At 49.4% G+C, this 24,188-nt stretch carries 19 protein-coding genes, 1 tRNA gene and 1 pseudogene; 8 read left to right on the forward strand and 13 right to left on the reverse strand.

Annotated features, from left to right (window positions below):
• Position 1: 1 nt before the first annotated feature.
• Positions 2-619 (reverse strand): fumarylacetoacetate hydrolase family protein, encoded by a 618-nt coding sequence (locus CIK99_RS00410; RefSeq protein WP_094378631.1) that lies wholly within the window; start codon positions 617-619, stop codon positions 2-4.
• A gap of 224 nt (positions 620-843) precedes the next feature.
• On the opposite strand from CIK99_RS00410, the gene CIK99_RS00415 reads away from it, so the two are divergent.
• Positions 844-1,611: a DNA alkylation repair protein gene (locus tag CIK99_RS00415; RefSeq protein WP_094378634.1), complete on the forward strand. Its 768-nt coding sequence runs from the start codon at positions 844-846 to the stop codon at positions 1,609-1,611.
• A 13-nt stretch (positions 1,612-1,624) separates the two neighbouring features.
• Here CIK99_RS00415 and CIK99_RS00420 read toward each other — a convergent pair whose 3' ends face one another.
• Together CIK99_RS00420 and CIK99_RS00425 are read right to left on the reverse strand one after the other, a co-directional pair.
• Complete coding sequence (locus tag CIK99_RS00420; RefSeq protein WP_254047665.1) at positions 1,625-2,605, reverse strand: metallophosphoesterase; 981 nt, start codon at positions 2,603-2,605, stop codon at positions 1,625-1,627.
• 25 nt (positions 2,606-2,630) lie between these two features.
• Positions 2,631-5,441: a TonB-dependent receptor gene (locus CIK99_RS00425; RefSeq protein WP_094378639.1), complete on the reverse strand. Its 2,811-nt coding sequence runs from the start codon at positions 5,439-5,441 to the stop codon at positions 2,631-2,633.
• A gap of 275 nt (positions 5,442-5,716) precedes the next feature.
• Here CIK99_RS00425 and CIK99_RS00430 point away from each other — a divergent pair, with 275 nt between their 5' ends.
• From CIK99_RS00430 to CIK99_RS00445, 4 genes are all read left to right on the forward strand, one after another.
• Positions 5,717-5,971 (forward strand): hypothetical protein, encoded by a 255-nt coding sequence (locus CIK99_RS00430; RefSeq protein WP_094378641.1) that lies wholly within the window; start codon positions 5,717-5,719, stop codon positions 5,969-5,971.
• Positions 5,972-6,944: 973 nt separating this feature from the next.
• Positions 6,945-7,337, forward strand: a complete 393-nt coding sequence (locus tag CIK99_RS00435) for an Eco47II family restriction endonuclease (RefSeq protein WP_094378643.1) — start codon at positions 6,945-6,947, stop codon at positions 7,335-7,337.
• A 7-nt stretch (positions 7,338-7,344) separates the two neighbouring features.
• Positions 7,345-7,557, forward strand: coding sequence for an HTH domain-containing protein (locus CIK99_RS00440; RefSeq protein WP_254047666.1), 213 nt, complete (start codon positions 7,345-7,347; stop codon positions 7,555-7,557).
• Between the two features lie 25 nt (positions 7,558-7,582).
• Positions 7,583-8,089: a hypothetical protein gene (locus CIK99_RS00445; protein ID WP_094378645.1), complete on the forward strand. Its 507-nt coding sequence runs from the start codon at positions 7,583-7,585 to the stop codon at positions 8,087-8,089.
• Positions 8,090-8,648: 559 nt separating this feature from the next.
• Here the strand turns inward: CIK99_RS00445 and CIK99_RS00450 are convergent.
• Positions 8,649-8,993: pseudogene (locus CIK99_RS00450) on the reverse strand (transposase); the annotation flags it as partial.
• A 320-nt stretch (positions 8,994-9,313) separates the two neighbouring features.
• Between CIK99_RS00450 and CIK99_RS00455 the strand changes: the two are divergent.
• Entirely contained in the window at positions 9,314-11,374 is a 2,061-nt protein-coding gene (locus tag CIK99_RS00455; protein ID WP_094378647.1) for a leucine-rich repeat domain-containing protein, read from the forward strand.
• A gap of 159 nt (positions 11,375-11,533) precedes the next feature.
• On the opposite strand, the gene guaA is transcribed toward CIK99_RS00455, so the two are convergent.
• From guaA to CIK99_RS00480, 5 genes are all read right to left on the reverse strand, one after another.
• Positions 11,534-13,141, reverse strand: a complete 1,608-nt coding sequence (gene guaA / locus CIK99_RS00460) for a glutamine-hydrolyzing GMP synthase (RefSeq protein ID WP_094378649.1) — start codon at positions 13,139-13,141, stop codon at positions 11,534-11,536.
• Positions 13,142-13,154: 13 nt separating this feature from the next.
• Positions 13,155-13,895 (reverse strand): nucleotidyltransferase family protein, encoded by a 741-nt coding sequence (locus CIK99_RS00465; protein ID WP_094378651.1) that lies wholly within the window; start codon positions 13,893-13,895, stop codon positions 13,155-13,157.
• Positions 13,892-15,421 carry a phosphotransferase gene (locus tag CIK99_RS00470; RefSeq protein WP_094378653.1) on the reverse strand — a complete coding sequence of 510 codons (1,530 nt, stop codon included), beginning with the start codon at positions 15,419-15,421 and terminating at the stop codon, positions 13,892-13,894. The genes CIK99_RS00465 and CIK99_RS00470 overlap by 4 nt, the downstream gene beginning before the upstream one ends.
• Positions 15,422-15,763: 342 nt before the next feature.
• The gene (gene groL, locus CIK99_RS00475; protein WP_094378655.1) at positions 15,764-17,395 is read right to left on the reverse strand and encodes a chaperonin GroEL; all 1,632 of its coding nucleotides are present in this window, start codon (positions 17,393-17,395) and stop codon (positions 15,764-15,766) included.
• 44 nt (positions 17,396-17,439) lie between these two features.
• Entirely contained in the window at positions 17,440-17,709 is a 270-nt protein-coding gene (locus CIK99_RS00480) for a co-chaperone GroES (protein ID WP_094378656.1), read from the reverse strand.
• 361 nt (positions 17,710-18,070) lie between these two features.
• Here CIK99_RS00480 and sppA point away from each other — a divergent pair, with 361 nt between their 5' ends.
• On the forward strand, positions 18,071-19,846 hold the full coding sequence (gene sppA / locus CIK99_RS00485; protein ID WP_094378658.1) for a signal peptide peptidase SppA: 1,776 nt from the start codon (positions 18,071-18,073) through the stop codon (positions 19,844-19,846).
• Between the two features lie 7 nt (positions 19,847-19,853).
• A complete protein-coding gene (lpxK, locus tag CIK99_RS00490) occupies positions 19,854-21,005 on the forward strand; it encodes a tetraacyldisaccharide 4'-kinase (protein WP_094378660.1) in 1,152 nt (383 codons plus the stop codon).
• A gap of 229 nt (positions 21,006-21,234) precedes the next feature.
• Here the strand turns inward: lpxK and thiL are convergent, their stop codons facing one another.
• The 4 genes from thiL to CIK99_RS00510 all read right to left on the reverse strand — a co-directional run bounded on the left by thiL (position 21,235) and on the right by CIK99_RS00510 (position 24,045).
• A complete protein-coding gene (gene thiL / locus CIK99_RS00495) occupies positions 21,235-22,305 on the reverse strand; it encodes a thiamine-phosphate kinase (protein WP_094378663.1) in 1,071 nt (356 codons plus the stop codon).
• A 21-nt stretch (positions 22,306-22,326) separates the two neighbouring features.
• Positions 22,327-23,130 carry a type II pantothenate kinase gene (coaW, locus tag CIK99_RS00500; RefSeq protein ID WP_094378665.1) on the reverse strand — a complete coding sequence of 268 codons (804 nt, stop codon included), beginning with the start codon at positions 23,128-23,130 and terminating at the stop codon, positions 22,327-22,329.
• Positions 23,131-23,195: 65 nt separating this feature from the next.
• Positions 23,196-23,268 (reverse strand) — tRNA-Phe (locus CIK99_RS00505).
• Between the two features lie 234 nt (positions 23,269-23,502).
• Positions 23,503-24,045 (reverse strand): phosphatase PAP2 family protein, encoded by a 543-nt coding sequence (locus CIK99_RS00510; protein ID WP_254047667.1) that lies wholly within the window; start codon positions 24,043-24,045, stop codon positions 23,503-23,505.
• Positions 24,046-24,188: the final 143 nt, after the last annotated feature.

Consider the following 24,188-nt stretch of genomic DNA (forward strand, 5'->3'; position numbering starts at 1 on the left):
GTTATTTGCAGTTGAATTCCAGCACCTTGCGTTCTTCTATATATCCCTCAAGATGGTCGTCGATATGCACAGGACCTATTCCTGCCGGTGTGCCGGTATAGATGATGTCGCCCGTCTTGAGAGTGAAGAAGCGGCTTATGTAGCTCACTATTTCGTCGATCTTAAACACCATGTCGCTCGTCATGCCCTGCTGCACGGTGTGTCCGTTGATGTCGAGATGGAAATGCAGCGCCTGGAGGTTGAGAAATTTCTCCTTTGGTATCCATTCGCCTATGGCAGCCGAACCGTCGAAGCCCTTAAACAAGTCCCACGGCATGCCTTTTGCCCTCATCTCTTTCTGTATGTCGCGTGCGGTGAAGTCGATGCCGAGGGTCACGGCATCGTAATATCTGTGGGCGAAACGTTCGGGAATACCTTTGCCGAGACGGCAGATGCGTATCACGATCTCAGTCTCGTAGTCCACTTGTTTCGACCAGTCGGGAATGAAAAATGGCTTGTGGTCTTTAAGTAGCGCCGAGTCAGCCTTGGTGAATATCACTGGCGCTTCGGGCTTATATGCCGAACCGTCGAGTTCGGCTGTATGTTGCAGGTAGTTCATACCTATGGCGAATATCTTCATAATATATATATAATGTGTAAATCCGTGTGCAAAATTACAAATAATAATCTATTCCTCCAAACTTTTCCTTTTAAATATTAGTGTGATGGCGTCCTATTGTGCATATTCTCAGTACTTGTTTATGGAAAATTAGTTAATATTTTGGCAAAAAACACATTCTTTCAGATAATAGTTGTAATTTTGCATCCTCGAAGTTTATATCATTTTCCCCATCTTTAAAAGTTATGAAAGTAAAAGCTGACGACATCATTTCCACTCTGCTCTCCATGGGCGACGAGATGCAGAGAGCCAACCTCATGCGATTTTTCAAGACCGGAAAAGGCGAATATGGCGAGGGTGACCAGTTTATTGGCATCAAGGTGCCCGACACTCGCCTCGTGGTGAAGGAAGCCAGGCTGAAGGTGCCACTCGAAGAGATTGAAGTCCTTTTAGCGTCAGAGTGGCACGAGGTGAGACTCTGTGGTCTTCTGCTCCTTGTGGAGGAGATGAAGGCCGCCCTGCCCAAGGCACGTCAGGTGCCTACGGTGAATGCCGAAAGGCGTGGGGAGATAGCACGTTTCTATCTTAACCATGCCCGCAGCGCCAACAACTGGGACCTCGTGGATATGTCGTGTCCGAAGATTCTCGGACCGTGGCTGCTCTATCCGCAAGCCGACGGCACCATGCCCGACCGCGAGGTGCTCTACCGTCTTGCTGCAAGTCCCTGCCTATGGGAACAGCGCATAGCCATGGTGACTTGCTGGATGCTGATTCGTGCCGACCAATACGACGACTGCCTGCATCTCGCCACAATACTTATGCATCATCCCCACGACCTGATACACAAGGCCGTGGGGTGGATGCTGCGCGAGGTGGGCAAACGCGACATGACCACTCTTGAAGGCTATCTCGACGACCATGCCCATGAGATGCACCGCACCTCGCTGCGCTATGCCATAGAGAAAATGGCAGATGAGAAGAGACATTATTATTTGTTTAAGTCTCGCGAGTGAAATTCAGAAAAAATCAATCGATTTTTACCTGATGTATCGCCACACCATGATTGTCTATCATATAGAGCGAGAGGCTCTCTTTGGTGGCGCTGATCACCGAGAAACCCGTTGAAGGCGAGCAGAACACAGTGCCGTCGGTGGGCTTTACCTTGCGCGAGAGAGAGCCGGCAGAGTTGACCACGTAGTCGATGGTATCGCCATTTTTGCGTATGTGCTGGAAGTTGTGGATGTGGCCGCAGACATACATCGAGACGTTGTTGTATTTATGTAGAATTGGTAGAAGTCGGCGTTGCATGTCTTTTTGTTCCACTATGTCTTTCTTTGTCTCGGCATAGATGGGATGATGTCCTACGACCACTATCCAGTCTTCCTTAGCTTCTTTCAGTGTAGTGTCAAGCCATTGCAGCTGCTCGTCCACGACTTGTTTTCCCACATCGGGATAACGCTTCGACTGTCGGTAGCCGTCGATGAGCGGAGTGGTGTCGAGAAACACTATGCGGAGTGTAGCCCCCGTTTTGTCGTCGGCAAATGTCTTAGAGTAATATCTGTTTTCAATCTGCCAACGGCGGCTCACCTTCGAATAGTCGAGCACGGCTTGCGTGTTGCCGCGATATTCATGATTGCCGAGCACCGGAAACCAGCTGATCATCAGTTCGGGGTGTGAGTAGATGAGTTCGTAGTTGGTCATCCACAGCGGGTCGTTGACCGATGCCACTCCGTCGAAGTGATGAATGTCGCCAATGGCAACGACAGCCTCCGGACCAATCTCGTCTGCCATCTTGCCCATTAGTTCGGCTATGGGCTTCTGGTCGTAATAGCCGTTACGACCAAGGTCGTTGGCTACGAAGAGATTGATGTCGCCCTTTAGAGTCTTCCATTCGCATGGCGTCTGTGCGCCTGCTGACGCGGCGAAGAGTAGCGAGAGGGCAATGGCGGCAAGTATAGCCCAGAAGTTTCTCTCGGCACGTCTTATTTCTATCATTACTGTATCCATGACTTATGTTTTTTTTGTTCAACTGTTATAAGTTTATCTTTACTCCTGCATTGACCTTCACCCCGTAGTATTCCACCTGCATGGTGCGGTCTTTCTGTCCCTGATAGTAACGCAGAGGCTGGTTGAGCAGGTTGTTGGCCTCGGCGAAAACGGTAAACTTAGTCTTCTTGCCCCAGGTGTAAGAAGCGTTGATGTCGAGATAGTTAACATTGTCGTAGTAGCGGTCGAGCTCGCGGCTTCCGGTGTTCATCTGGTCGATAAACGACGAGGCGAAGTTGTATGACAGACGTATGTTCCATCCCTTGTCCTCGAAGTAGAGCGAGGCATTGGCGGTGTGCTCTGGCGAACCGGCCATCTTCACGTCGTCGCCGTCGGTGATGCCCAAACGTGAGTTGTAATTGCGTGTGGTGGAATGTGTGTATGTGTAGTTGCCGTAGAATCCGAGGCATCTCAGAGCCGGAGTGATGAATCCGAAGTCGCGTTGTAAGGCTGCTTCCACTCCATATACGCGTGCATCGTATGCATTCATGTTCTGTGTTACTTCGAATACCTCTTTGTTACCTGCAAGACCCAGCTCTTCGCCATTGTAATATCCGAGAGTTTCAATATTCACGTTTTTCACGTCTTTATAGAAGAGTCCGAGACTCACCATTCCGATGCTCTTGAAGTAATGGTCGAACGAGAGGTCGATGTTCCACGATGTGGTAGGCTTAATGTTCGGGTCGCCGATGGTGGCTTCTTGGTCGGCGAGGTTGAAGCTCTTGTTAGCCACGAGAGCAGAGTATTTCGGACGTGAGAGTGTCTTGGTCAGCGATGCCCTAATGCTTCCGTCGTCGCTGGTCTTGTATTTCAGCAGCAGGCTTGGCAAGAGATTGGTGTAGTCGTTCTTATACACGCCTGTAGGCTTCAGGCTTTCCTTCTCGTCCTCGTCCATGATATAGTTCACGCCGCTGGTCTTGAGTCTGGTGTTTTCGATGCGCAGTCCGACGGTAGCGTCGAGTCTCTCGCCGAGCTTTTGGTCGAATCTGAGGTAGCCAGCGTGGATCTGTTCCGTCGCCTTATAGTTTCCCGCTTCCTCCTCGTAGAGTTCAGCGCCGTCAGCCTTGTTAAAGTCTATGCGTCCCATGTAGTCCTTGCTCACAAACTGTGTTCCGATAGGATATTGGCTTCCAGGCATGAATCCCTCGCGCACCTCGTTGACGAGATTGTCTTTCCAGTCGGGAATGTATTTGTCTGCAGCGTCTGAATAGTCATAATATTCGGTGTTACGCTCTTTCTCCTTGCGTGTATATTTATAACCGAACTTCACGGTGTTGCCATAAAGGCCTTTAGACAGCGGCAAGGTGAAGTTGATGCGTTCCTTAAGTTCGTTTTCCTTTATGGCCTGGTCTGAGTTGGTAAACTCGTCTATCTTCCATTTCGCCTCGCTGAAAGAGGGGATGGCGAGAGTGGAATAAGGCTGGCGCATGCCCACATCGACAAACGACTTGCCGAAGTCAAGGTCGGAGCTGCCTTTGAGCTTCAGACCTATATAACGCTCGTTGGGGCGGTCCTCGGTGGCACGCGAGTAGCTCGACGCCCAGTCAATCTTCAGACGGCCGAAGTTGTGCTCTCCGTCGAGGGTGAAGTCCATGGTCTGCTGGCGTTCCAGTCGTGCGCTCTTGTTGTCGTCATCTCCCGCCTTCGTCTGCAGCACCACGCTCTGGTCCTTGGCCTCAGAGTTGAGTTTCTTATAGCTGATGCGGTATCGGTTCTCCCAGTCGTTGCGTCGGTTGTAGATGCCTTTGAACGAAATCTTGTGCATGGGGTTGAACTGATAGTCGAGGGCAAGCGAGTAGCTCTGTCGCTCGCGTGTGACGTAATACTGTCTTACCTGTGCCTCCTTGAGCTGTACCTCGCCTTTCTTCTCCACATATTCAAACTCGGTGTTGTCTGATCCGCCTGGGGCATACTGGTACGATGCACTTGCCATGACGCCAAACTTATCGTCGAAGAAGCGATCGCCCCATGTGGCGCCGATATTCCACTGTGGCTTGCCCGAGATCCACGTGTAGCCTGTAGAGCCCGTGAAGTTCAGCACGCGACGGAAGGGCGTGTTTTTCGTGACGAGGTTGATAGCTCCGCCGATGGCATCGCCGTCCATGTCAGACGTCACCACCTTCGACACCTCGATGGTCTGCACCATGTCGGCAGGTATGAGGTCGAGTTGTACGTTGCGTGTGTCGCCCTCAGCAGAAGGCAGACGGTTGCCGTTGACAGTCACTGAGGTGAGGTCGGCGCTCGTTCCACGCACCTGTCCGAAGCGTGCCTCGCCCTGGTCGTACTGGACGTTGATGCCGTTGATGCGTTTCAGCGCGTCGCCGATGTTTGAGTCGGGGAATTTGCCTACCTGGTCGGCACTGACCACGTTGGTCACGCCCATAGCCTCTTTTTGCATCTGCAGGGCTCGTCGTTGTCCTGTGAAGGCACCTTTTACGTTCACTTCCGAGAGTTCGACGCCTTCGCTCATCACTATATCTTCCACGATCACCTTCTTCGTGTCGGTGATGTTCACCTTTTTATATATTGGATTATATCCCACGTAAGTCACTTTCAGCGTGTAGGCTCCGGGTTTGAGATTCGGCAGTTTGTAGAATCCGTTGATGTCAGCTGTCACGCCCGTGTGCAGGCTTTCAATCTGGATGGTGGCACCCGGCAGGGTGTGTCGTTCGGCGTCGGTCACCTGACCGCTGATGATTCCGAAACTCGATTCCTCTGTAGCCTCAATGGCCCATGCGGCAGAGGCTGTAGCGATGGCCACAACTGTTGTGGCGAAAAGTCTTTTTACTGTCTTCATTCGTTTTCAAAAAATGTTGTTTTGTTTTCGGGTGCAAAGGTACAGACAGTAGATTACACCGCCGCTACAATCATTTTAAGCCTTCGCTACTATTTCGTTACAAAGCTGTTACGGCCTCGCGGATCCCTTTTCTTTACCATAGCTTCGGGGAATTTCCTTCTTACAATATAGATTTCCCTCCCGGCCTTTAGGGTAAATCTTTTGCGACGTAAGGAGAAAAGCCGTAACTTTGCAGCAGAAAAATTTATTGTTTAACGTTTTAATACTTTACGATTATGAAGAAGATTATTTTGACTTTGGTTATGATGCTCACAGTAGTGGTAACAGTCAGTGGAAAGAACAATGTGAATCCGCGTCACGACAAGGGTGTAGATGTAGTGGTGGTGACTCACCGCGATGGCCCACATAAGCCATGTCACTGCAAGAAGTGCATGAAGCATGTCAAGCAGCATCTCCGCATGAAGCACAACAAGCACATGAAGCACGACAAGCACATGACGGTCCACTCGCCTCACGGATGGCGTCGTTGACAATGAGCTTGTGATGGCCTCTGGTCTGCCGCCATCTGCAGTAATCCCGTGCCTGCCTTTAGTCCGCCGCCGACGCAGATTGGAGGTGGGCATGCTGCGTGAGCCGCTGAAATATTAATGGTTGCAATAAGTGAAAGAACTCTTTCTGCCAGGATTCCTCGGGCGCGCTTCCGATTTTCTTTTACGTTTGCAAAGGTACAACATTTTTCTCGATTTTGCAAGTGTTTACTTAACTTCCTTCTTTTCTTTAACATTTTTTATAATACACAGAGTGTATTATACTATTTCTAACTACCCCGAAATATTTCTCCAACCACGTAAATATTTTTCCTTAGTTAGAGAGATTTTGTGGGTTTAAAATCAAACTGTAATACTGTAATACTGTATGTTAACAAACCTAAAAATACAGCAACACAGCAACAGTATTACAGTATTACAGTTTTATTTTAAGGCATCCCTTTTTTTTGAAAAAAAACTTTATATTATATATATAAATATATATATAATATAAGATAAAATTAGGGGAAAAGCATACCCTTTAAAATAAAACTGTAATACTGTAATACTGTTGCAAATTTTGTCTTTTTGACTCAATTCCCTTAATGCTACTATCGAGCCCCTTTCACCTGCATTTTCTTGGTTTTGAAAAAAAAATCATCATATTCCCACTTTTTCCCGCCTTTTTCTTGGAACGTAACAATAAAATTACTAACTTTGCATAAGAAAAGCTGCATCTCGGCAAGTAAAATATTCAAGGCATGAATGGGATTGAGGGGGAAGAAATAGCGGGGATAGCTAAGTTCACGCCCGTCGAGCTGAAGGGAAAGAGGACAGCCTCAAGACTTACCGCACCCTAAAGAACTCGCTTGATACGGCGAGGAAAAGGGGCGTGAGATGACAGGCTTGGCAGAAGACGAGATAAAGGGTTGTGACAACTGTCATAAAACATTTTGAAGTAAAAAGAAGATATAATATGAAAAATTACAATTTAGGTTTCATTTCCGACGCAGACATATATGAGCACGTTGAATCGACAATGATGCAATACCGCCGCAGTATTGACCTGAAGTCGTTCAACAAGAATCTCATCGACCCAATAAAACTTACGTTCGACTCAAAAATATACGGACAGGACTTGCAGCAAACCATTGAGTCAGAATGTCTTCGTCAGGTTGACAAGACCAACAACAACTGCATCGGATATTTTCACCAAACCATTTTCAAGAAGGGTCATGGGGACAGGTACATTGGTTCACTCTTTAGGGTCGATGAACCTGTCCCCGATGATTCTTTTCAAATCTACTCCCACTCAATTCCAAACCATAATCTTTGCCACCTCCGACACACAGAATGTCGGAGACTCTGACGGAGATATGTCGGAGACGAAACTCACTGAGCGTCAGCGGAAAATTCTTAATCTCATCAAAGAGTCTCCAACAATCACTGGCAAACAAATGTCGGAGACTTTGTCGGTGAGCCAACGCACCATCGAGCGCGACCTTTCTACTTTGCAGAAGTTTGGTGCTTTGAAACATGAAGGCAAGGATAATGATGGTAAGTGGGTTATAATTTCTGTTAGTCACTGATTTGATTTAGCTCAATTCTATTAGCATGACTTTATTTGAAGGAGAACAGAATGGCAGATATGAGACAGACCATCTACATATGGTTCTGAATGAACATATTGATTTTACTGAAGAGGGGTTAAGTGACGATAGGAAATATAGCATTTTTGTGCATGAGTATGTGCACTACTATCTAATGTGGCTATATACAGGTGATATAAAAGACAGAAGACAATTCATGACACTAGTAAATGCATACGGCTTGCCATATATAGAGACACCAGAAATGACATATTTGCCAAATAATAATGAAACCGGGCATCCGTATCTTGAGACTGCTACTCTTGCAGGATTCGAACTAATCTTTCGCAGATTACAAAAAATCGATGGAGATATATGTCCAATGTACAGAGTATGTAAGGACGGACGTTTTTCTGAAGAATCAAATGTTGATGAATTATGTGGTAAAGAACAATGGAAAAAGGATTGTGAGTGTTTGATGGTTCGTGCGTTGAAGTATTATAAACTCAAAGACAAGGAATTTGTATTATGATTTGCAAAATGCCGTATTTATCCATTTTTTTGTAGTTTACAAAAGTTAAATGTGTTAAATCTTCGTCTTTTTCAATCTATTCAGAATTCACGTCACCACTTTTCTACCGTTTAACTTGCAAATCACTGATATAAAGTAATTTGCAAATACGATGTATGAAGGGATTTGCAAAGTTTTTGGAAAAACAACGTAAAACGTTGCGTTTCCAAAAACTTTGCCTATATCAATGATGCCATATACAATGGGAGGTAGTGTCTTTCGCCGAACACCAGTGGGGCTTTGTAATATCCTGACTGATACCACTTTTCGAGCCTGTCTATTATCTTTCTTTTAAGCATATCTGCAACTTTTTTCCATTGTTTCGGCTGCAAAGTTACAACTTTTTTCCCCTAAAATCCGCAACTAATATTGATGCCGACTAATTTTGCAGTTCGCTTCTCCATCTGACGATATTCTTGCCACTACAGACGTGATTATGCATGGGTCATGCCCAGCTTCCCCTTACCCCGTCAAGCATTACAGGGACTTTATGCTGCCGTTTACCCGCGAATTCGGTTTCTTAGCCATCAGTGAATGCAAAAGGGTTCTGATATAATTTGTTGTCCGTGTAGATGTTCAGCTGATAGTGCCTTGCCGTCCTTATCCACTTGGCTGGCACGCTGATGAACTTGAATACGAAGGCTTTGATGCGGCTGGTTTTCTTTAGTCCGAACCTCTTCACGTCAAGCCTCGCCATGATGAATTTATAGAAGTTGCGTATGAGTGCTGTCAGCAGCAGGAACACAGTGTTTTCTGCCATGAAGGACTTTGGCAGCCTTGCCCATCCGAAGCCATTGTTCATGTCATCGAAGATGTGTTCTTTGCCGCCTCTGAGGTTATAGAACTCCACAACCTCGCGCTTTGATAGCCGAACGACGTGCACCGAAGTCCCAGGACTTTGTCGATTACCGGACCCACAAAACGGGAAAAATGCTCCCTCACGTGAAATATTCCTCCAAAAGGAGTGATTTTCTCAGATTTAATTTGTACCTTTGCCACGTCATTGATGATTTTTGCTTGTCTTGATTTGCAGCGCTAAGGTAAGTGAAAAATCTGACATGGCAAAATCCTGAACTGCTCGGCTTTGCCGCTTGCCGCATGCAAGAACTTTTTGTTGTTCAGGCACTTATAAAAAAGTTAAACTGAAGTGCTGCGGAATTTAGGTATTAAATTATTATTGAAATTATGAAAAAAAGATTTACTGCATGTTTGACAACGCTCATTCTTAGCGTGTTCTTCTCAATTTCAGCATCTGCAGATGTTGTTAAGGTGGATGGGATTTACTATGACATTTCTGGAACAACCGCCACAGTAACGCAAGTCGGAGATTATTCAGGTGACATAGTGATTCCCGAATCTATTACTTTTGAGAATTCAAAATATTCTGTGACAAGTATTGGAGATGCGGCTTTCTTTGAATGCATTGACCTCACCTCCGTCACGATACCTAATTCTGTGACAAGTATTGGAAGTGATGCTTTCTGGGGTTGCCGCAGCCTCACCTCCGTCACGATTCCTAATTCTGTGACAAGTATTGGAGATTGGGCTTTCTGGGGTTGCCGCAGCCTCACCTCAGTAACGATTCCTAATTCTGTGACAAGTATTGGAGATTTGGCTTTCTATGAATGCAGCAGCCTCACCTCCGTCACGATACCTAATTCTGTGACAAGTATTGGAGATGGTACTTTATGGGGTTGCAGCGGCCTCACACATCCAATTATTGTTAATGATATGTTTGTCTTTTTACCAACGGGATATGAAGGTCATTATTCTATACCTGAAAATATATCAACAATAATTGGAGGAGCTTTCTATGAATGCCGCAGCCTCACCTCCGTCACGATACCTAATTCTGTGAAAAGTATTGGAAATGATGCTTTCTGGGGTTGCAGCAGCCTCACCTCCGTCACTATACCTAATTCTGTGACAAGTATTCGAGATGAAGCTTTCGCTAGTTGCAGCAGCCTCACCTCCGTCACGATACCTAATTCTGTGACAAGTATTGGAGATAATGCTTTCGAGGAATGCACCAGCCTCACCTCCGTCACGATTCCTAATTCTGTGACAAGTATTGGAGATTATGCTTTCTTGGGTTGCAGCAGCCTCACCTCCGTCACGATTCCTAATTCCGTGACAAGTATTGGAGATGAGGCTTTCGCTTCTTGCAGCAGCCTCACCTCCGTCACGATTCCTAATTCTGTGACAAGTATTGGAGATTGGGCTTTCGCTTCTTGCAGCGGCCTCACTTCCGTCACGATTCCTAATTCCGTGACAAGTATTGGAGATGGGGCTTTCAGGGAATGCAGTGGCCTCACCTCAGTCACTATACCTAATTCTGTGACAAGTATTGGAGATGGTGCTTTCGAGTATTGCAGCGGCCTCACCTCCGTCACGATTCCTAATTCCGTGACAAGTATTGGAGGTTGGGCTTTCTTTAGTTGCAGCAGCCTCACCTCCGTCACAATACCTAATTCTGTGAAAAGTATTGGAAATGATGTTTTCAGCTATTGCAGCAGCCTCACACATCCAATTATTGTAAATGATATGTTTGTCTTTTTACCAACGGGATATGAAGGTCATTATTCTATACCTGAAAATATATCAACAATAATTGGAGGAGCTTTCTATGGATGCAGCAGCCTCACCTCCGTCACGATTCCTAATTCAGTGACAAGTATTGGAGCTTTGGCTTTCTATCGATGCAGCAGCCTCACCTCCGTCACGATTCCTAATTCGGTGACAAGTATTGGAGATTATGCTTTCTATGAATGCAGCGGCCTCATCTCCGTCACTATTCCTAATTCCGTGACAAGTATTGGAGATAGGGCTTTCGCTGAATGTAAATATATAGAAAACGTCTATTGTTACGCAGAGGAAGTTCCATCAACCGATTTTGATGCTTTCGATGATTCAAATATCGAAAATGCTACTCTTTACGTCCCTGCATCTGCAATCGAGGCTTATAAAACAACAGAGCCTTGGAGCGACTTTGGAACTATTAAAGCTATCGAAGTCGCCGATGGTGTTGAATCAGTGAAAGAGCGTGGCATCGCCATCCAGTCGGCAGGAGGCTTCATCAACATCTCCGGTCTCGACACCAACGATACAGTCAGCTTCTATGCTCTTGACGGAAAGGCTCTCGGCACTGCAAAATCAATAGATGGCAACGTTTCGTTCTCTGCCAAGCAAGGCACCATCGTAGTAGCCAGGATTGGTAAGGAGAGTGTAAAAATAGCAGTGAAATAACATATCTGACAAGAATCAATTACATACAGAGAAGACCACCATCCGCACCTCTTAAAAGGAATTCGGATGGTGGTCTAACTATATGGGTATATGTCTGTTATGCACTGTGCTTACCGATGCTTATCATACAGACGGCCATCGTGCAAAAGACACTCTTTTTTATTCCCACTCGATTGTCGAAGGTGGTTTTGAGGAGATGTCGTAGCAGACGCGGTTGACGCCTTTTACTTTGTTGATAATCTCGTTAGACACCTTTGCCATGAAGTCGTAAGGGAGATGGGCCCAGTCGGCAGTCATGGCGTCGGTAGAGGTGACGGCACGCAGGGCAACGGGATGCTCGTAGGTACGCTCGTCGCCCATGACTCCAACGCTACGCACTGTAGAAAGCAGCACGGTGCCAGCCTGCCATATCTGGTCGTAGAGGCTTACCTCAATCTCTCCGTCGGTCATTGTCGCCGGCACTCCTGCAGCCAATACCTTACGCGCTTCCTCTCCGCTGAGACGCACCTTATAGTCGCGTAGGCCGCGGATGTAGATGTCGTCGGCATCTTGGAGAATGCGTACCTTCTCAGGAGTGATGTCGCCAAGGATGCGGACAGCGAGACCAGGACCGGGGAAGGGATGGCGAGTGATGAGATGTTCGGGCATGCCGAGCTGACGTCCCACACGACGCACCTCGTCCTTAAAGAGCCACTTCAGCGGTTCGCAGAGCTGCAGATGCATCTCCTTTGGCAGTCCGCCCACGTTATGATGGCTCTTGATAACCTTTCCGGTGATGTTAAGACTCTCTATGCGGTCGGGATAGATGGTGCCCTGTGCGAGCCATTTTGCACCTGTTATTTTCTTTGCCTCGGCGTTAAACACCTCCACGAAGTCGCGGCCGATGATCTTTCGTTTCTGCTCAGGGTCGGTCACACCGGCAAGGTCGGCGAAGAACTTCTCGCTGGCATCCACACCGATGACGTTAAGTCCGAGACACTCATAGTCGTGCATCACGTCGCGGAACTCGTTTTTTCGGAGCATTCCGTGATCGACAAAGATGCAGGTGAGGTTTTTGCCAATGGCACGATTGAGGAGCACGGCAGCCACCGACGAGTCAACGCCTCCTGACAGTCCGAGGATGACGCGGTCGTCACCCACTTGCTCTTTCAGTTCAGCCACAGTGGTATCGACAAACGATGCCGCGCTCCACGCCTGTTTTGATCCGCAGATGTCCACCACGAAGTTTTTCAGCAGCAGTGATCCCTGCACGCTGTGGAACACCTCAGGATGGAACTGCACAGCCCAGACGTCCTTGCCGTTGGTATATCCGGCATATTTCACGTCTCGCGTAGAAGCGATACACTCAAATCCGTCAGGTATGGCGGTGATGGTGTCGCCATGGCTCATCCACACCTGCGAGTTCTGTTCGAAGCCCTTAAAGAGTGGATTGGCGGTATCAACTGTCTCAAGATGCGCACGTCCGTACTCTCTCGAATCAGCCTTCTCCACCTTTCCTCCCAGTGTGTGCGACATGAACTGCGCTCCGTAGCATATGCCCAATACCGGCAGTCGGCCCATGAAGTCGCCAAGGTCAACCTTAAACGCCTCTGGGTCGTGCACCGAATACGGCGAGCCGCTGAGGATGACTCCGATGACAGAGGGGTCGTCCTTCGGGAACTTGTTGTAGGGAAGAATCTCGCAGAAGGTGTCGAGCTCACGGACGCGTCGTCCTATAAGTTGGGTCGTCTGCGACCCGAAGTCGAGGATGATAATCTTCTGTTCCATTTTTCTTTCTTAATTATTTGTTGTTAATGAATTTTTCTGCTTTGTCAAGACTGTCGAGTTTTCCCACGTCGAGCAGTCTGAGGTCGGTTTTTACGATGCCTCTCACCTTGGCATTGCTGCAAGCTGACAGATAGAAGTCGATGATGCCAAACGTCTCCTGCCATCCTTCCATGGCTGCAAACAGCCGTGGCGAGAAGACGTGGATGCCTGAGAAGGCGAATCGTTTGAGGGTGGACGTGAGGGGGTTGAAATTGTCGGGAAGCGGTCCTTTTGTTTCTCCCGTCTTGATATTCACCCATCCAGTGAGCTGCATAGCATCGTCGAACACGAGGTATCTTGACGTGTCTCGTTGGCTTACGAGCAGTGTGGCATCGTCATCTTTTGCCTTTTCATATAGGAGTGCGAGATCCACATTGCTCAGGATATCCACGTTATGTATGAGGATTGGCTCATCGGGAGAGAACAGCTGTTGTGCTTTTTTTATTCCTCCACCTGTGTCGAGCAGCGTCCGTGTCTCGTCGCTTATCCTTATGTCGAGTCCGAAATTATGATTTCTGTTGAGATAGTCGGTTATCTGCTGTGCAAAATGATGGACGTTGACCACCACCCGTTCGAATCCCGCTTCCTTGAGTTTCTGGATCACATGCCAGAGGAGCGGTTTTCCGTCCACCTCCACCAGCGCTTTAGGCATGGTGTCGGTGAGTGGACGTAGTCTTGTGCCGAGTCCAGCGGCAAATATCATAGCTTGTCTCATTTCATCGTCTGTGTAATGTTTTGTTCCCTGTGTACCACTCTCACCTCAATGCCATATTTCCGGTGCAAGTGTTCTGCAAGATGCTGCGCGCTATATACGCTTCGGTGTTGTCCTCCCGTGCATCCGAAGCAGAACATGAGCGAAGTGAACCCTCGTTGCATGTATCTCTCTACATGAGCGTCGGCGAGCTTATATACGCTGTCGAGGAAGGTGAGTATCTCGCCGTCGTCCTCAAGGAATCGTATCACGGGTTCGTCGAGTCCCGTGAGCTGTTTGTACGGCTCATATCGTCCGGGGTTGTGTGTGCTTCTGCAATCGAAAACATATCCACCACCGTTTTCTGTCTCGTCCTCAGGTATTCCCTTTCTGTAGGAAAAGCTATAGACGCGAACCACGAGCGGCCCCTTGCCGTCGTATTTGGAGAATGTGGCAGGTCCGTCTTGCGGATGAGCCTTATACACATTATTCTCAGTTACCTTATATCCGTCGGCGCGGTTGGCGGCAGGCTGTTCGATGCGTGCAAACTGCGGCATCTCGACGAGCTGACCGAGCACGTCTATGAGGTAAGGATATGGGAAGTTGTTCTGTCTGATGAGTTCCCTGAGGTTTTGTATTGCTGGTGGAATAGAGTCGATGAAGTGTTTTTTCTTCTCGTAATATCCTCTGAATCCATAAGCTCCGAGCACCTGTAGCGTGCGGAAGAGCACGAAGAGGCTCAGTCGCTCGACAAAATGTCGTGCCGAGGGCACCTCGGTATAGTTTTTCAGGGAGTTATAGTATTCATATACCAGTTCGCGTCTCAGTTTGTTTGGGTATTTAGCCGATGCTTGCCACAAGAATGAAGCGAGGTCGTAGTAGAATGGTCCCTTACGTCCTCCCTGAAAGTCGATGAAGAGCGGATTCCCGTCGTTGTCGAGCATCACGTTTCTGGCCTGGAAGTCGCGGTACATGAAGCTCTCTGATTTCTCTGAGGTGAGGTCTTTGGCGAGGAGATGGAAGTTTGCCTCCAGTTTCAGTTCGTGGAAGTCGAGCCCTGTAGGTTTCAGGAAGCAGTATTTGAAATAGTTCAGGTCGAAGAGCACGCTATTGGTGTCAAACTCTGGTTGCGGGTAGCAGTTGTCGAAGTCGAGTCCCCGTGCTCCCCTTATCTGTATGTTTGGCAATTCGCGAATGGTTCTGACGAGCAGTTGCTTCTCGCTTAAAGTGTATCTTCCTCCAGCGTCGCGTCCTCCTGCGATGGCGTCGAAGAGCGAAGTCTCTCCGAGGTCGGTCTGCAGGTAGCACATCTCGTCGTCGGTTACTGCTAACACCTTTGGCACTGGCAGTTTTCGTGCTGAGAAATGGTTGCTGAGATATATGAAGGCATGGTTTTCGTCGCGACTGGTTCCCACGACACCCACCACGGTCGTCCCGTCGTCAGCCGTGATACGATAGTATTCACGGTTGCTTCCGGCTCCCTGCATCCTTGTCACGTTTTTGGGTCCTTTTCCGGCCCATTTTCTATATATTTCTATAAGTCTTTCCATCAGTGAGAATCTTTCAGGCGGCGAAGTTACACAATATTTTCGTAATTACCAAACATTTCCTCCACTTTTCACACTTTCCTTATAAAACAAAGAAAATCGGCTGCCTCCCGACAGCCGATTCCCAAAAAACAAACTACTTAAAAACTAATCTACTAAAACAAATCAAAAATTTTTATCAATGTGTTGAATCATTTTTATGAATGATAACGTATTCTGAATGTCTTTAGGCTGCAAAGTTAGGCATTTCTGTCCTATTTGCCAATACGATAGCACGTATTTTGTCTCTTTTTTAACAAAATTATAACAAATTAGCACAGAAACGCCCCTTTTGCAATGTCTGAATTACATCATGCCACCCATGCCCGGTGCACCGCCCATAGGCATAGCAGCCTTATCGTCTGGTTTATCGACGATGAGACACTCGGTGGTGAGGAACATACCTGCGATGGATGCAGCATTCTCCAGAGCCACGCGTGCCACCTTTGCAGGGTCGATGACACCAGCCTTGCGGAGGTCCTCATATTCGCCTGTGCGAGCGTTGTAACCGAAGTCACCTTCACCCTCGCGTACCTTCTGTACGACTACAGCGCCCTCGCCGCCTGCGTTGGCAACGATCTGACGGAGAGGTTCCTCGATGGCACGCTCCACGATGTTGATACCGGTCTGTTCGTCGGCATTGGCACCCTTGAGACCTTTGAGAGATTCGAGAGCGCGGATGTATGTTGTACCGCCACCGGCAACCACGCCTTCCTCTACAGCAGCGCGTGTTGCGCAGAGAGCGTCGTCAACGCGGTCTTTCTTCTCCTTCATCTCCACCTCGCTGTTAGCGCCCACGTAGAGTACAGCCACACCGCCTGCAAGCTTGGCCAGACGCTCCTGGAGCTTCTCCTTGTCGTAAGAGCTTGTGGTGTTAGCCATCTCGTTCTTTATCATAGCCACACGGTCGGCAATGAGCTGCTTGTCGCCTGCACCATTGACGATGGTGGTGTTGTCCTTGCTGACGGTCACCTTGTCGCAAGTGCCGAGCATGTCGAGTGTAGCCTGTTCGAGCTTCAGTCCCTTCTCCTCGCTGATCACGAGACCACCTGTCAGCACAGCGATATCCTCGAGCATAGCCTTTCTGCGGTCGCCAAATCCAGGAGCCTTCACTGCACATATCTTGAGTCCGCCACGCAGACGGTTTACGACGAGTGTTGTGAGTGCCTCAGAGTCAACGTCCTCAGCGATTACGAGCATTGGTCGTCCGCTCTCGGCCGCTGGCTGGAGAATAGGCAGGAAGTCCTTGATGTTAGAGATCTTCTTGTCGTAGATGAGGATGTATGGGTTGTCCATCACACACTCCATCTTCTCTGCGTCTGTAACGAAGTATCCGCTGAGGTATCCGCGGTCGAACTGCATACCCTCAACGACGTTGGTGTAAGTGTCGCGGCTCTTGCTCTCCTCGATGGTGATGACTCCGTCCTTGCTCACCTTGCGCATGGCATCAGCGATGAGCTTACCTATCTCTGGGTCGTTGTTAGCCGACACTGTTGCCACCTGTTCGATCTTGTCGTAGTTGTCGTCCACCTGCTCGGCGCTGTTCTTGATATGCTCTACGACAGCAGCCACGGCCTTGTCGATACCGCGCTTGAGGTCCATAGGGTTGGCACCTGCTGTCACGTTCTTGAGTCCCACGTTGACGATGCTCTGTGTGAGTATGGTAGCTGTGGTTGTACCGTCGCCGGCATCGTCGCCAGTCTTGCTTGCCACGCTCTTCACGAGCTGTGCTCCGGTGTTCTCAAAGCGGTCTTCGAGTTCCACTTCCTTAGCCACTGTCACACCGTCCTTGGTTATCTGCGGTGCGCCAAACTTCTTCTCGATGATCACGTTGCGTCCCTTAGGACCGAGTGTCACCTTTACTGCATTTGCCAACTGGTCAACGCCCTTTTTCAACATTTCGCGGGCATCTACGTCAAACTTTATTTCTTTAGCCATAATGATTCTGTTGTTTTTTGTTTTGTTAAACTATGTCTTTCCTCCTATCCAATCACAGCGAGCACGTCGCTCTGACGCATCATCAGATATTTCGTGCCTTCATATTCGAGTTCGGTGCCTGAGTATTTTCCATAGAGCACCTCGTCGCCTTCTTTCAGGAACATCTCCTCGTCCTTGGTTCCGTTGCCTGTAGCAACGACTTTGCCGTGCAATGGTTTCTCTTTTGCAGTGTCTGGAATGATGATGCTACCTACCTTTTCTTCTGCTGGTGCAGGGAGTACCAGTACTCTGTCTCCTAATGGTTTGATGTTCATAATGCTTTTTTATTTTTAATATGTTATACAATCGTGTTTCTCGCCGGCCCCGTGGCGTGTCGCGTGGCAGCCGGTCTTCGTCAAGGCACACTGCCAAAACCGTGCCAAAATCGCCATTATGACAAAATGTCAGTGCCCGTTTTAGTGTTTTTTCTCTTTTTCTGCCATTTTATCCCTCTTTTTCATTGCAATAAGAAAAAAAAACCTTACCTTTGCCACATTATTTAATTTAAGAAGCCAGATTATTCAATGCGTGGTGCCACATTATATAATATATGGAGCCACTATTTGAACTGCGACGCGCCATTTTCCTCAGATGCGTGAAGCAATAACGACGACATACAACAAAAAAGAATAAGAGATGAAAGATTTTCTAAAGTACACCTTTGCGACAGTCACCGGAATGGTGCTCTTCGCTATCCTTATCGGCATCATCTCGGTGATATCCGTGATGGGCATGATAGCCTCGCAGGAGGCGACAACAGTGGTAAAAGACAACTCAGTCATGGTTCTCAATCTCTCCGGCTCGCTTGAAGAGAGGGCTGACGACAACCCCTTCGCGCAGATGGTTGGTTCGGTGGCGGAGACTAACGGTCTCGACGAAATCCTCTATGCCATAAAGCGCGCCAAAGAGGAGAAAGAGGTTAAGGGAATATATATCGAAGCGGGACTCTTCGACGCCGACGCGCCCGCATCGTGCCAGGCCATTCGCAAGGCACTCGCCGACTTCAAGAAGAGCGGCAAATGGATAGTAGCTTACGGCGAACAGTACACGCAGCAGGCTTACTACATCTGCTCGGTGGCCGACGAGATTGCCATCAACCCCTCTGGACTCATCGACTGGCACGGCCTCGCCGCACAGCCCATGTTCCTCAAGGATCTCCTGGCAAAAGTGGGCGTGAAGATGCAGATAGTGAAGGTGGGGAAGTTCAAGAGTGCCACCGAGGCATATAGCGAGGACCACATGAGCGACGCCAACCGCGAACAGGTCACCGCCTATATCACCGGTGTGTGGAACACCATGGTGGGCGACGTGGCTGCAAGCAGAAAGCTGCCCGTGGCACAGCTCAACGCCTATGCCGACAGCCTCATCACCTTCGCAAAGGCAGAGGACTACGTGCGCCATCATCTCGTTGACAAGATCGCTTATACCGACGAGGTAAAGGCTTCGGTAAAGCAACGCCTTGGCATCGGCGATGACGACGTCATCAACCAGATGTCGGTGACCGACATGAACAACCTGCCCGAAAAGATCAACCGCTCTGACAACGAGATAGCCATCTACTACGCATACGGCGAGATCGTCAACACCGCCGACGGACAGACCTCGGCAGCCATCTGTGGCGACGTGGTGACGAAAGACCTCGAAGAGCTGATGAAAGACGACGACGTAAAGGCTGTCGTGCTGCGCGTCAACTCGCCCGGTGGCAGCGCCTATGCCTCCGAACAGATATGGAACGCCGTGAAGAAGATGCGCACCAAGAAGCCCGTAGTGGTGTCGATGGGCGGATATGCAGCTTCTGGCGGATACTACATCAGCTGCGGTGCCGACTATATCTTCGCCGAGCCCACCACGCTAACGGGCAGCATTGGCATCTTCGGCATGTTCCCTGACTTCAGCCAACTCGCAACAGAGAAACTCGGCGTGAAGTTCGACGTGGTGAAGACCAACCGCTTCAGCGACTTCGGCTCCGTGGCACGTCCGTTCAATGCCGAGGAGCTTGCCCACCTGCAGAAATATATCGGCAACGGCTACGACCTCTTCCTCAGCAGAGTGGCAGAAGGACGTAAGATGAAGACCGCCGACGTAAACGAGATAGCACAGGGACGCGTATGGCTTGGCAAGGACGCGCTGAAGATAAAGCTGATTGACGACCTTGGAGGTCTCGACAAAGCAGTGGCAAAGGCAGCCGAACTGGCTAAGGTGAAAGACGACTATGACACCGCCACCTATCCCGCTGCACCCAACTTCATCGACCAGATGCTCTCAAGCCTTGAAGGCGACAACGGCAACTTCCTCGACGAACAGTTGAAAGCATCGCTCGGCGATTATTACACACCCTTGATGATGCTGAAACGTGTAGAACAGCAATATCCAGTACAGGCACGCATGCCTTACCACCTTGTAATACGCTAAGACGACGATGGAAGGCGATTTCATAAAGGTCAACGATTGGCTCTTGCCCCTTAGCTGGATCTACGGTTTCGGGGTAAGAGTACGCAACTTCTTGTTCGACGTGGGACTGCTCAAGTCGCACAGCTTCGACGTGCCTGTCATCGCCGTCGGCAACATCACCGTTGGGGGAACGGGCAAGACGCCACATGTGGAGTATCTCATACGACTGCTAAAGGAGAAAGTGTCGGTAGCGGTGCTCAGCAGGGGTTATAAGCGCAAGTCACGCGGATTCATCATCGCCGACAGCAAGAGCACCACACGCGACATCGGCGACGAACCAATGCAGATGAAGACCAAGTTTGGCGACATCACCGTAGCTGTGGACCGCAACCGCGTCAACGGCATACGCCGTCTCACAGACAGTTCCACCGTAGCCGACATAGACGTCATCCTTCTCGACGACGCCTTCCAACACCGCTACGTGAAGCCTGGCATAAATATCCTCCTCGTGGATTATCACCGTCTCATCATCTACGACAAGCTGCTGCCAGCAGGACGCCTCCGCGAACCGCTCAAAGGCAAGAACCGCGCCGATATCGTGATCGTCACCAAGTGTCCGCGCGACCTCAAGCCCATGGAGTTTCGTGTCATCACCAAGGCAATGAACCTCTTTCCTTACCAGCAGCTCTTCTTCACCACGCTGGTCTATGACGACCTCCGCCCGGTGTTCTGTGGCGAGGAGCGTTCCTTGGACAGCATCACGCCTTCCACTCATGTGCTTCTGCTCACCGGCATAGCGTCGCCCAAGCAGATGATAGTCGATCTCGAACCTCACACGAAGAATATCCTCAGTCTGCCCTTTGCCGACCATCACACGTTCAAGCGTTCAGACATCGACCTCATCAACACCACCTTCGCCACCATGCCTCATCCGAAGCTTATCGTCACCACCGAGAAAGACTGCACTCGTCTGCTCGAGACGGAAGGCCTTAGCGACGATGTGCGCCACAATCTCTACGCCCTACCCCTTCGCATAAAATTCATGGAGAAGCAGGAGAAGTTTGACGAGCACATCATCGGCTACGTGCGCAAAAACTCGCGCAACAGCATCCTGACGAAGGTAAAGGACGAACGCCAGCGTCACGGCAACCAGAAGTCGCATACCATAAAATTCCATTAACTCCGCCACAATCTGGCGTAGTCTGAAGAGAAACAAATAGAAGTGAAAAAGTTAACCGTTAACCGTTAACAAGTTAACAAGTGGACAAGTTGACGAGTTGTTTCAGTTGACAAGTGGACAAGTTAATTGCGCCAATGCCCGACATGTATGCGGGCATTGGCGTTTTCGTTATCGTTCACCTGTTTTCGTTATCGTTTTCGTTATCGTTTTCGTTATCGTTTTCGTTATCTTAATCTTTCAAGGGATTCCATCCCTGTGCTTTAAGCTCAAACTCCTGGTCGTCGCGTGTCACGAGCACACGTCCCAGAGCCTCTTTTGTGATGTGTCCTATCAGTTTCACGTCGTCCATGGCCTGTATCTTCTCGTGGTCGCCGATGGGCACGGTGAAGAGCAGTTCGTAGTCCTCACCTCCGTTCAGTGCACAGGTGGTGACGTTCATGTTCAGTTCCTCAGCCATCACGGCTGTCTGGTAGTCGATGGGCAGGTTTTTCTCGAAGATGCGGCATCCCACATGACTCTGAGTGCAGATATGGAGCAGTTCGCTGCTCAGTCCGTCGCTGATGTCCATCATCGCCGTCGGCTTGACATTGGCATCCCTGAGACGCTTGACGATGTCGCCACGGGCCTCAGCCCTGAGCTGTCGCTGCAGCAGATATTCCTTTCCTGCAAAGTCGGGTTCGAAATGCTCCAGCTGGTCGAGCAGTGCCTTGTTTCCCTTGCGCTTTGCCTCCTCCACCTGCTGGTAATAGACGCTCTTCTCTCGCTCCAGCAGTTGCAGTCCCATATATGCCGCGCCGAGGTCGCCCGACACACACACGAGGTCGGTCTCCTTTGCACCGTTGCGATACACGATCTCGTCTTTTGCCGCCTCACCTATGCATGTGATGCTGATGGCGAGTCCGGTATATGATGAGGTGGTGTCGCCGCCGACGATGTCCACGCCCCATTTCTCGCACGCCATACGCAGTCCGGAGTAGAAGTTCTCCACGTCCTCCACCGCAAAGCGTTTGCTCAGTGCCATCGACACGGTCATCTGTCGCGGAGTGCCGTTCATGGCAAAGATATCGCTTATGTTCACCATCGCCGACTTGTATCCTAACGTCTGCATGTCGATATAAGTAAGGTCGAAATGCACGCCTTCCATCAGCATGTCGGTAGTCACGAGCACCTCTTTGTCGGGATAGTGCAGCACTGCGCAGTCGTCGCCCACGCCATAGAGTGTAGAACTGTTTTTCGGATTGTGACCGTCTGTAAGTCGGCTTATCAGTCCAAACTCACCAAGTTTTGATATGTCTGTCATTGCGTAATATGTTTTTTTTCTTTAACTCACCGCCGCTCCTATGGCAGTGCAGAATTCCGAATGGTTTGGTATGTGGAAGTTGACGCCATACAGTTTTGCCATGGCAGGGAACACGTCCCTACACTGGTCGAGGAGCGTCAGGTTGCCAATGAGGATAAAGTCGTCGATGCCAGTGCCAAGGGCGGCGAGGATGGCTGCACTGCCTATCGACTGCAGCGTCATGCACACCAGTCCGGCAGCAATGTCCTCCTTTGTGGCGTTGCTCTGTGCCTTGCCAAACAGCGATGCCGTGGCGTCCATGGGTAGTCCGGGCAGCGGATTGGCGCTGATGTCGCCTATCTGAAGGTTGATGTTGGCAAGGTTCCCCTTCTGTGCCAGTTCCGACACATAGCGAATATCGCCTGTGTTGAGCAGCAGCCTCGACAGGCCTTGCAGCGTACCGCCACCTATGCCCACTCCGCCGATATGAGTCATCTTGTCGCCTTCACATTTCACGAACGACGTTCCCGTGCCCATGCTCACCACGATGGCGTTGTCGATGCCCGACTCGTGACGTGCTCCGAGACCGTCAGCCACAAACTCGTCGCATTTCTTCGTCTGCAGGCCATAGACGGGTTGCTGGATATAGGCGCTGCCAACGCCCGTCAACACCACCTGCTCCACGTCGCCGAACCCGAGGTCGTTGTCGTGAAGATACTTTCCAAAAGCGCCATAGAGCGATGTCACCGGATCTACGGCAGAGATACGTATGGGCGAAAACACCTTGCCTTCTTTTATTCCCACAATCTTTGTGGTACTGATACCCACATCTATTCCTATTTGCATATACTATCAGATAACAGAAAAACCCCTGCCGCCGAAGCTAAACAGGGGTCTAATGAAAGGAGGAGTGGTGCCACCAGGAATCGAACCGGGGACACAAGGATTTTCAGTCCTTTGCTCTACCAACTGAGCTATGGCACCTCATCTCTTGTTTGCGGGTGCAAAGGTACAAACATTTTTTCTTACCCGCAAATATTTTGCTAAAAAAGTTTATATATTTAACACTTATTTAGGTTTCTGCTCTTTTCTCCTTATTTTCCCTATTTTACACCTTATTTATATAAGTAGAACTACTGGAAGGCAAAATCTACATGACCCGACACCGTTAATGTCTGACGTAGGCAGCAGGCCGAGGTCTGATATACGCCATGCGGGTCAGAACACCAGTCTTGCCACCAAGCCCTTTGCATTTCCGTTTATCACGGCTGGTGCGATAGTGATGTCTGTATCTTTTGTAAACTCGTGAGTGAATATCAGCGCTGCGCCTGCGCCAAGTGCAGCTCCTCCCAGCACGTCCCACCAGTCGTGTTTGTCGGCATGTGTCCTTCCCCATGCCACATAAGCCGAGATGGCATAGGCTGGCACACCCCATTTCCATCCGTATCTTTTCATCAGGAAACTCGATCCGTTGAAGGCGAGTGCGGTGTGTGTGCTTGGGAAGGCGTGTCGTCCTGTGCCGTCGGGTCGGTCTTTCGTTATCGCCGCTTCGAGGGCATAGTTTGCCACGAGTGCAGTGGCTGTGCTTAGTCCCAGTTCCACCGCTCCCTTCTTGTCTTCGTTCACTATGGCCGCGCAAAGGCCGGTCAGTGTCGGCACCACGCAGAGCACATCTGTCGATCGTTCCACGAATTTGTCTTGTGCCATGGCGTTGACGGCCACCAGCCATCCCGCCATTATCATCAATATCGTTCTCATCATTTTCTTTTGATAAATCTTTGGCAAAGATTTTGCCAACGAGCGCAATGAGAGTTGTACTCTCAAATTGCCGAGTGCAGCTAAATTTTATGCAAAGATTTTGCCAACGAGCGCAATGAGAGTTGTACTCTCAAATTGCCGAGTGC

The organism is Prevotella sp. P5-92 (assembly GCF_002251245.1).
GTDB lineage: Bacteria > Bacteroidota > Bacteroidia > Bacteroidales > Bacteroidaceae > Prevotella.

Bases quoted from the DNA above. Each gene is read 5' to 3' on its own strand.
- groL (WP_094378655.1), bottom strand. From the start codon at position 17,395: ATGGCTAAAGAAATAAAGTTTGACGTAGATGCCCGCGAAATGTTGAAA.
- thiL (WP_094378663.1), bottom strand. From the start codon at position 22,305: ATGACAGACATATCAAAACTTGGTGAGTTTGGACTGATAAGCCGACTT.
- guaA (WP_094378649.1), bottom strand. From the start codon at position 13,141: ATGGAACAGAAGATTATCATCCTCGACTTCGGGTCGCAGACGACCCAA.
- CIK99_RS00440 (WP_254047666.1), top strand. From the start codon at position 7,345: ATGTCGGAGACGAAACTCACTGAGCGTCAGCGGAAAATTCTTAATCTC.
- lpxK (WP_094378660.1), top strand. From the start codon at position 19,854: ATGGAAGGCGATTTCATAAAGGTCAACGATTGGCTCTTGCCCCTTAGC.
- coaW (WP_094378665.1), bottom strand. From the start codon at position 23,130: ATGCAAATAGGAATAGATGTGGGTATCAGTACCACAAAGATTGTGGGA.
- CIK99_RS00465 (WP_094378651.1), bottom strand. From the start codon at position 13,895: ATGAGACAAGCTATGATATTTGCCGCTGGACTCGGCACAAGACTACGT.
- CIK99_RS00430 (WP_094378641.1), top strand. From the start codon at position 5,717: ATGAAGAAGATTATTTTGACTTTGGTTATGATGCTCACAGTAGTGGTA.
- CIK99_RS00445 (WP_094378645.1), top strand. From the start codon at position 7,583: ATGACTTTATTTGAAGGAGAACAGAATGGCAGATATGAGACAGACCAT.
- CIK99_RS00510 (WP_254047667.1), bottom strand. From the start codon at position 24,045: ATGATGAGAACGATATTGATGATAATGGCGGGATGGCTGGTGGCCGTC.
- CIK99_RS00415 (WP_094378634.1), top strand. From the start codon at position 844: ATGAAAGTAAAAGCTGACGACATCATTTCCACTCTGCTCTCCATGGGC.
- CIK99_RS00420 (WP_254047665.1), bottom strand. From the start codon at position 2,605: ATGGATACAGTAATGATAGAAATAAGACGTGCCGAGAGAAACTTCTGG.
- CIK99_RS00470 (WP_094378653.1), bottom strand. From the start codon at position 15,421: ATGGAAAGACTTATAGAAATATATAGAAAATGGGCCGGAAAAGGACCC.
- CIK99_RS00480 (WP_094378656.1), bottom strand. From the start codon at position 17,709: ATGAACATCAAACCATTAGGAGACAGAGTACTGGTACTCCCTGCACCA.
- CIK99_RS00455 (WP_094378647.1), top strand. From the start codon at position 9,314: ATGAAAAAAAGATTTACTGCATGTTTGACAACGCTCATTCTTAGCGTG.
- CIK99_RS00425 (WP_094378639.1), bottom strand. From the start codon at position 5,441: ATGAAGACAGTAAAAAGACTTTTCGCCACAACAGTTGTGGCCATCGCT.
- sppA (WP_094378658.1), top strand. From the start codon at position 18,071: ATGAAAGATTTTCTAAAGTACACCTTTGCGACAGTCACCGGAATGGTG.
- CIK99_RS00410 (WP_094378631.1), bottom strand. From the start codon at position 619: ATGAAGATATTCGCCATAGGTATGAACTACCTGCAACATACAGCCGAA.
- CIK99_RS00435 (WP_094378643.1), top strand. From the start codon at position 6,945: ATGAAAAATTACAATTTAGGTTTCATTTCCGACGCAGACATATATGAG.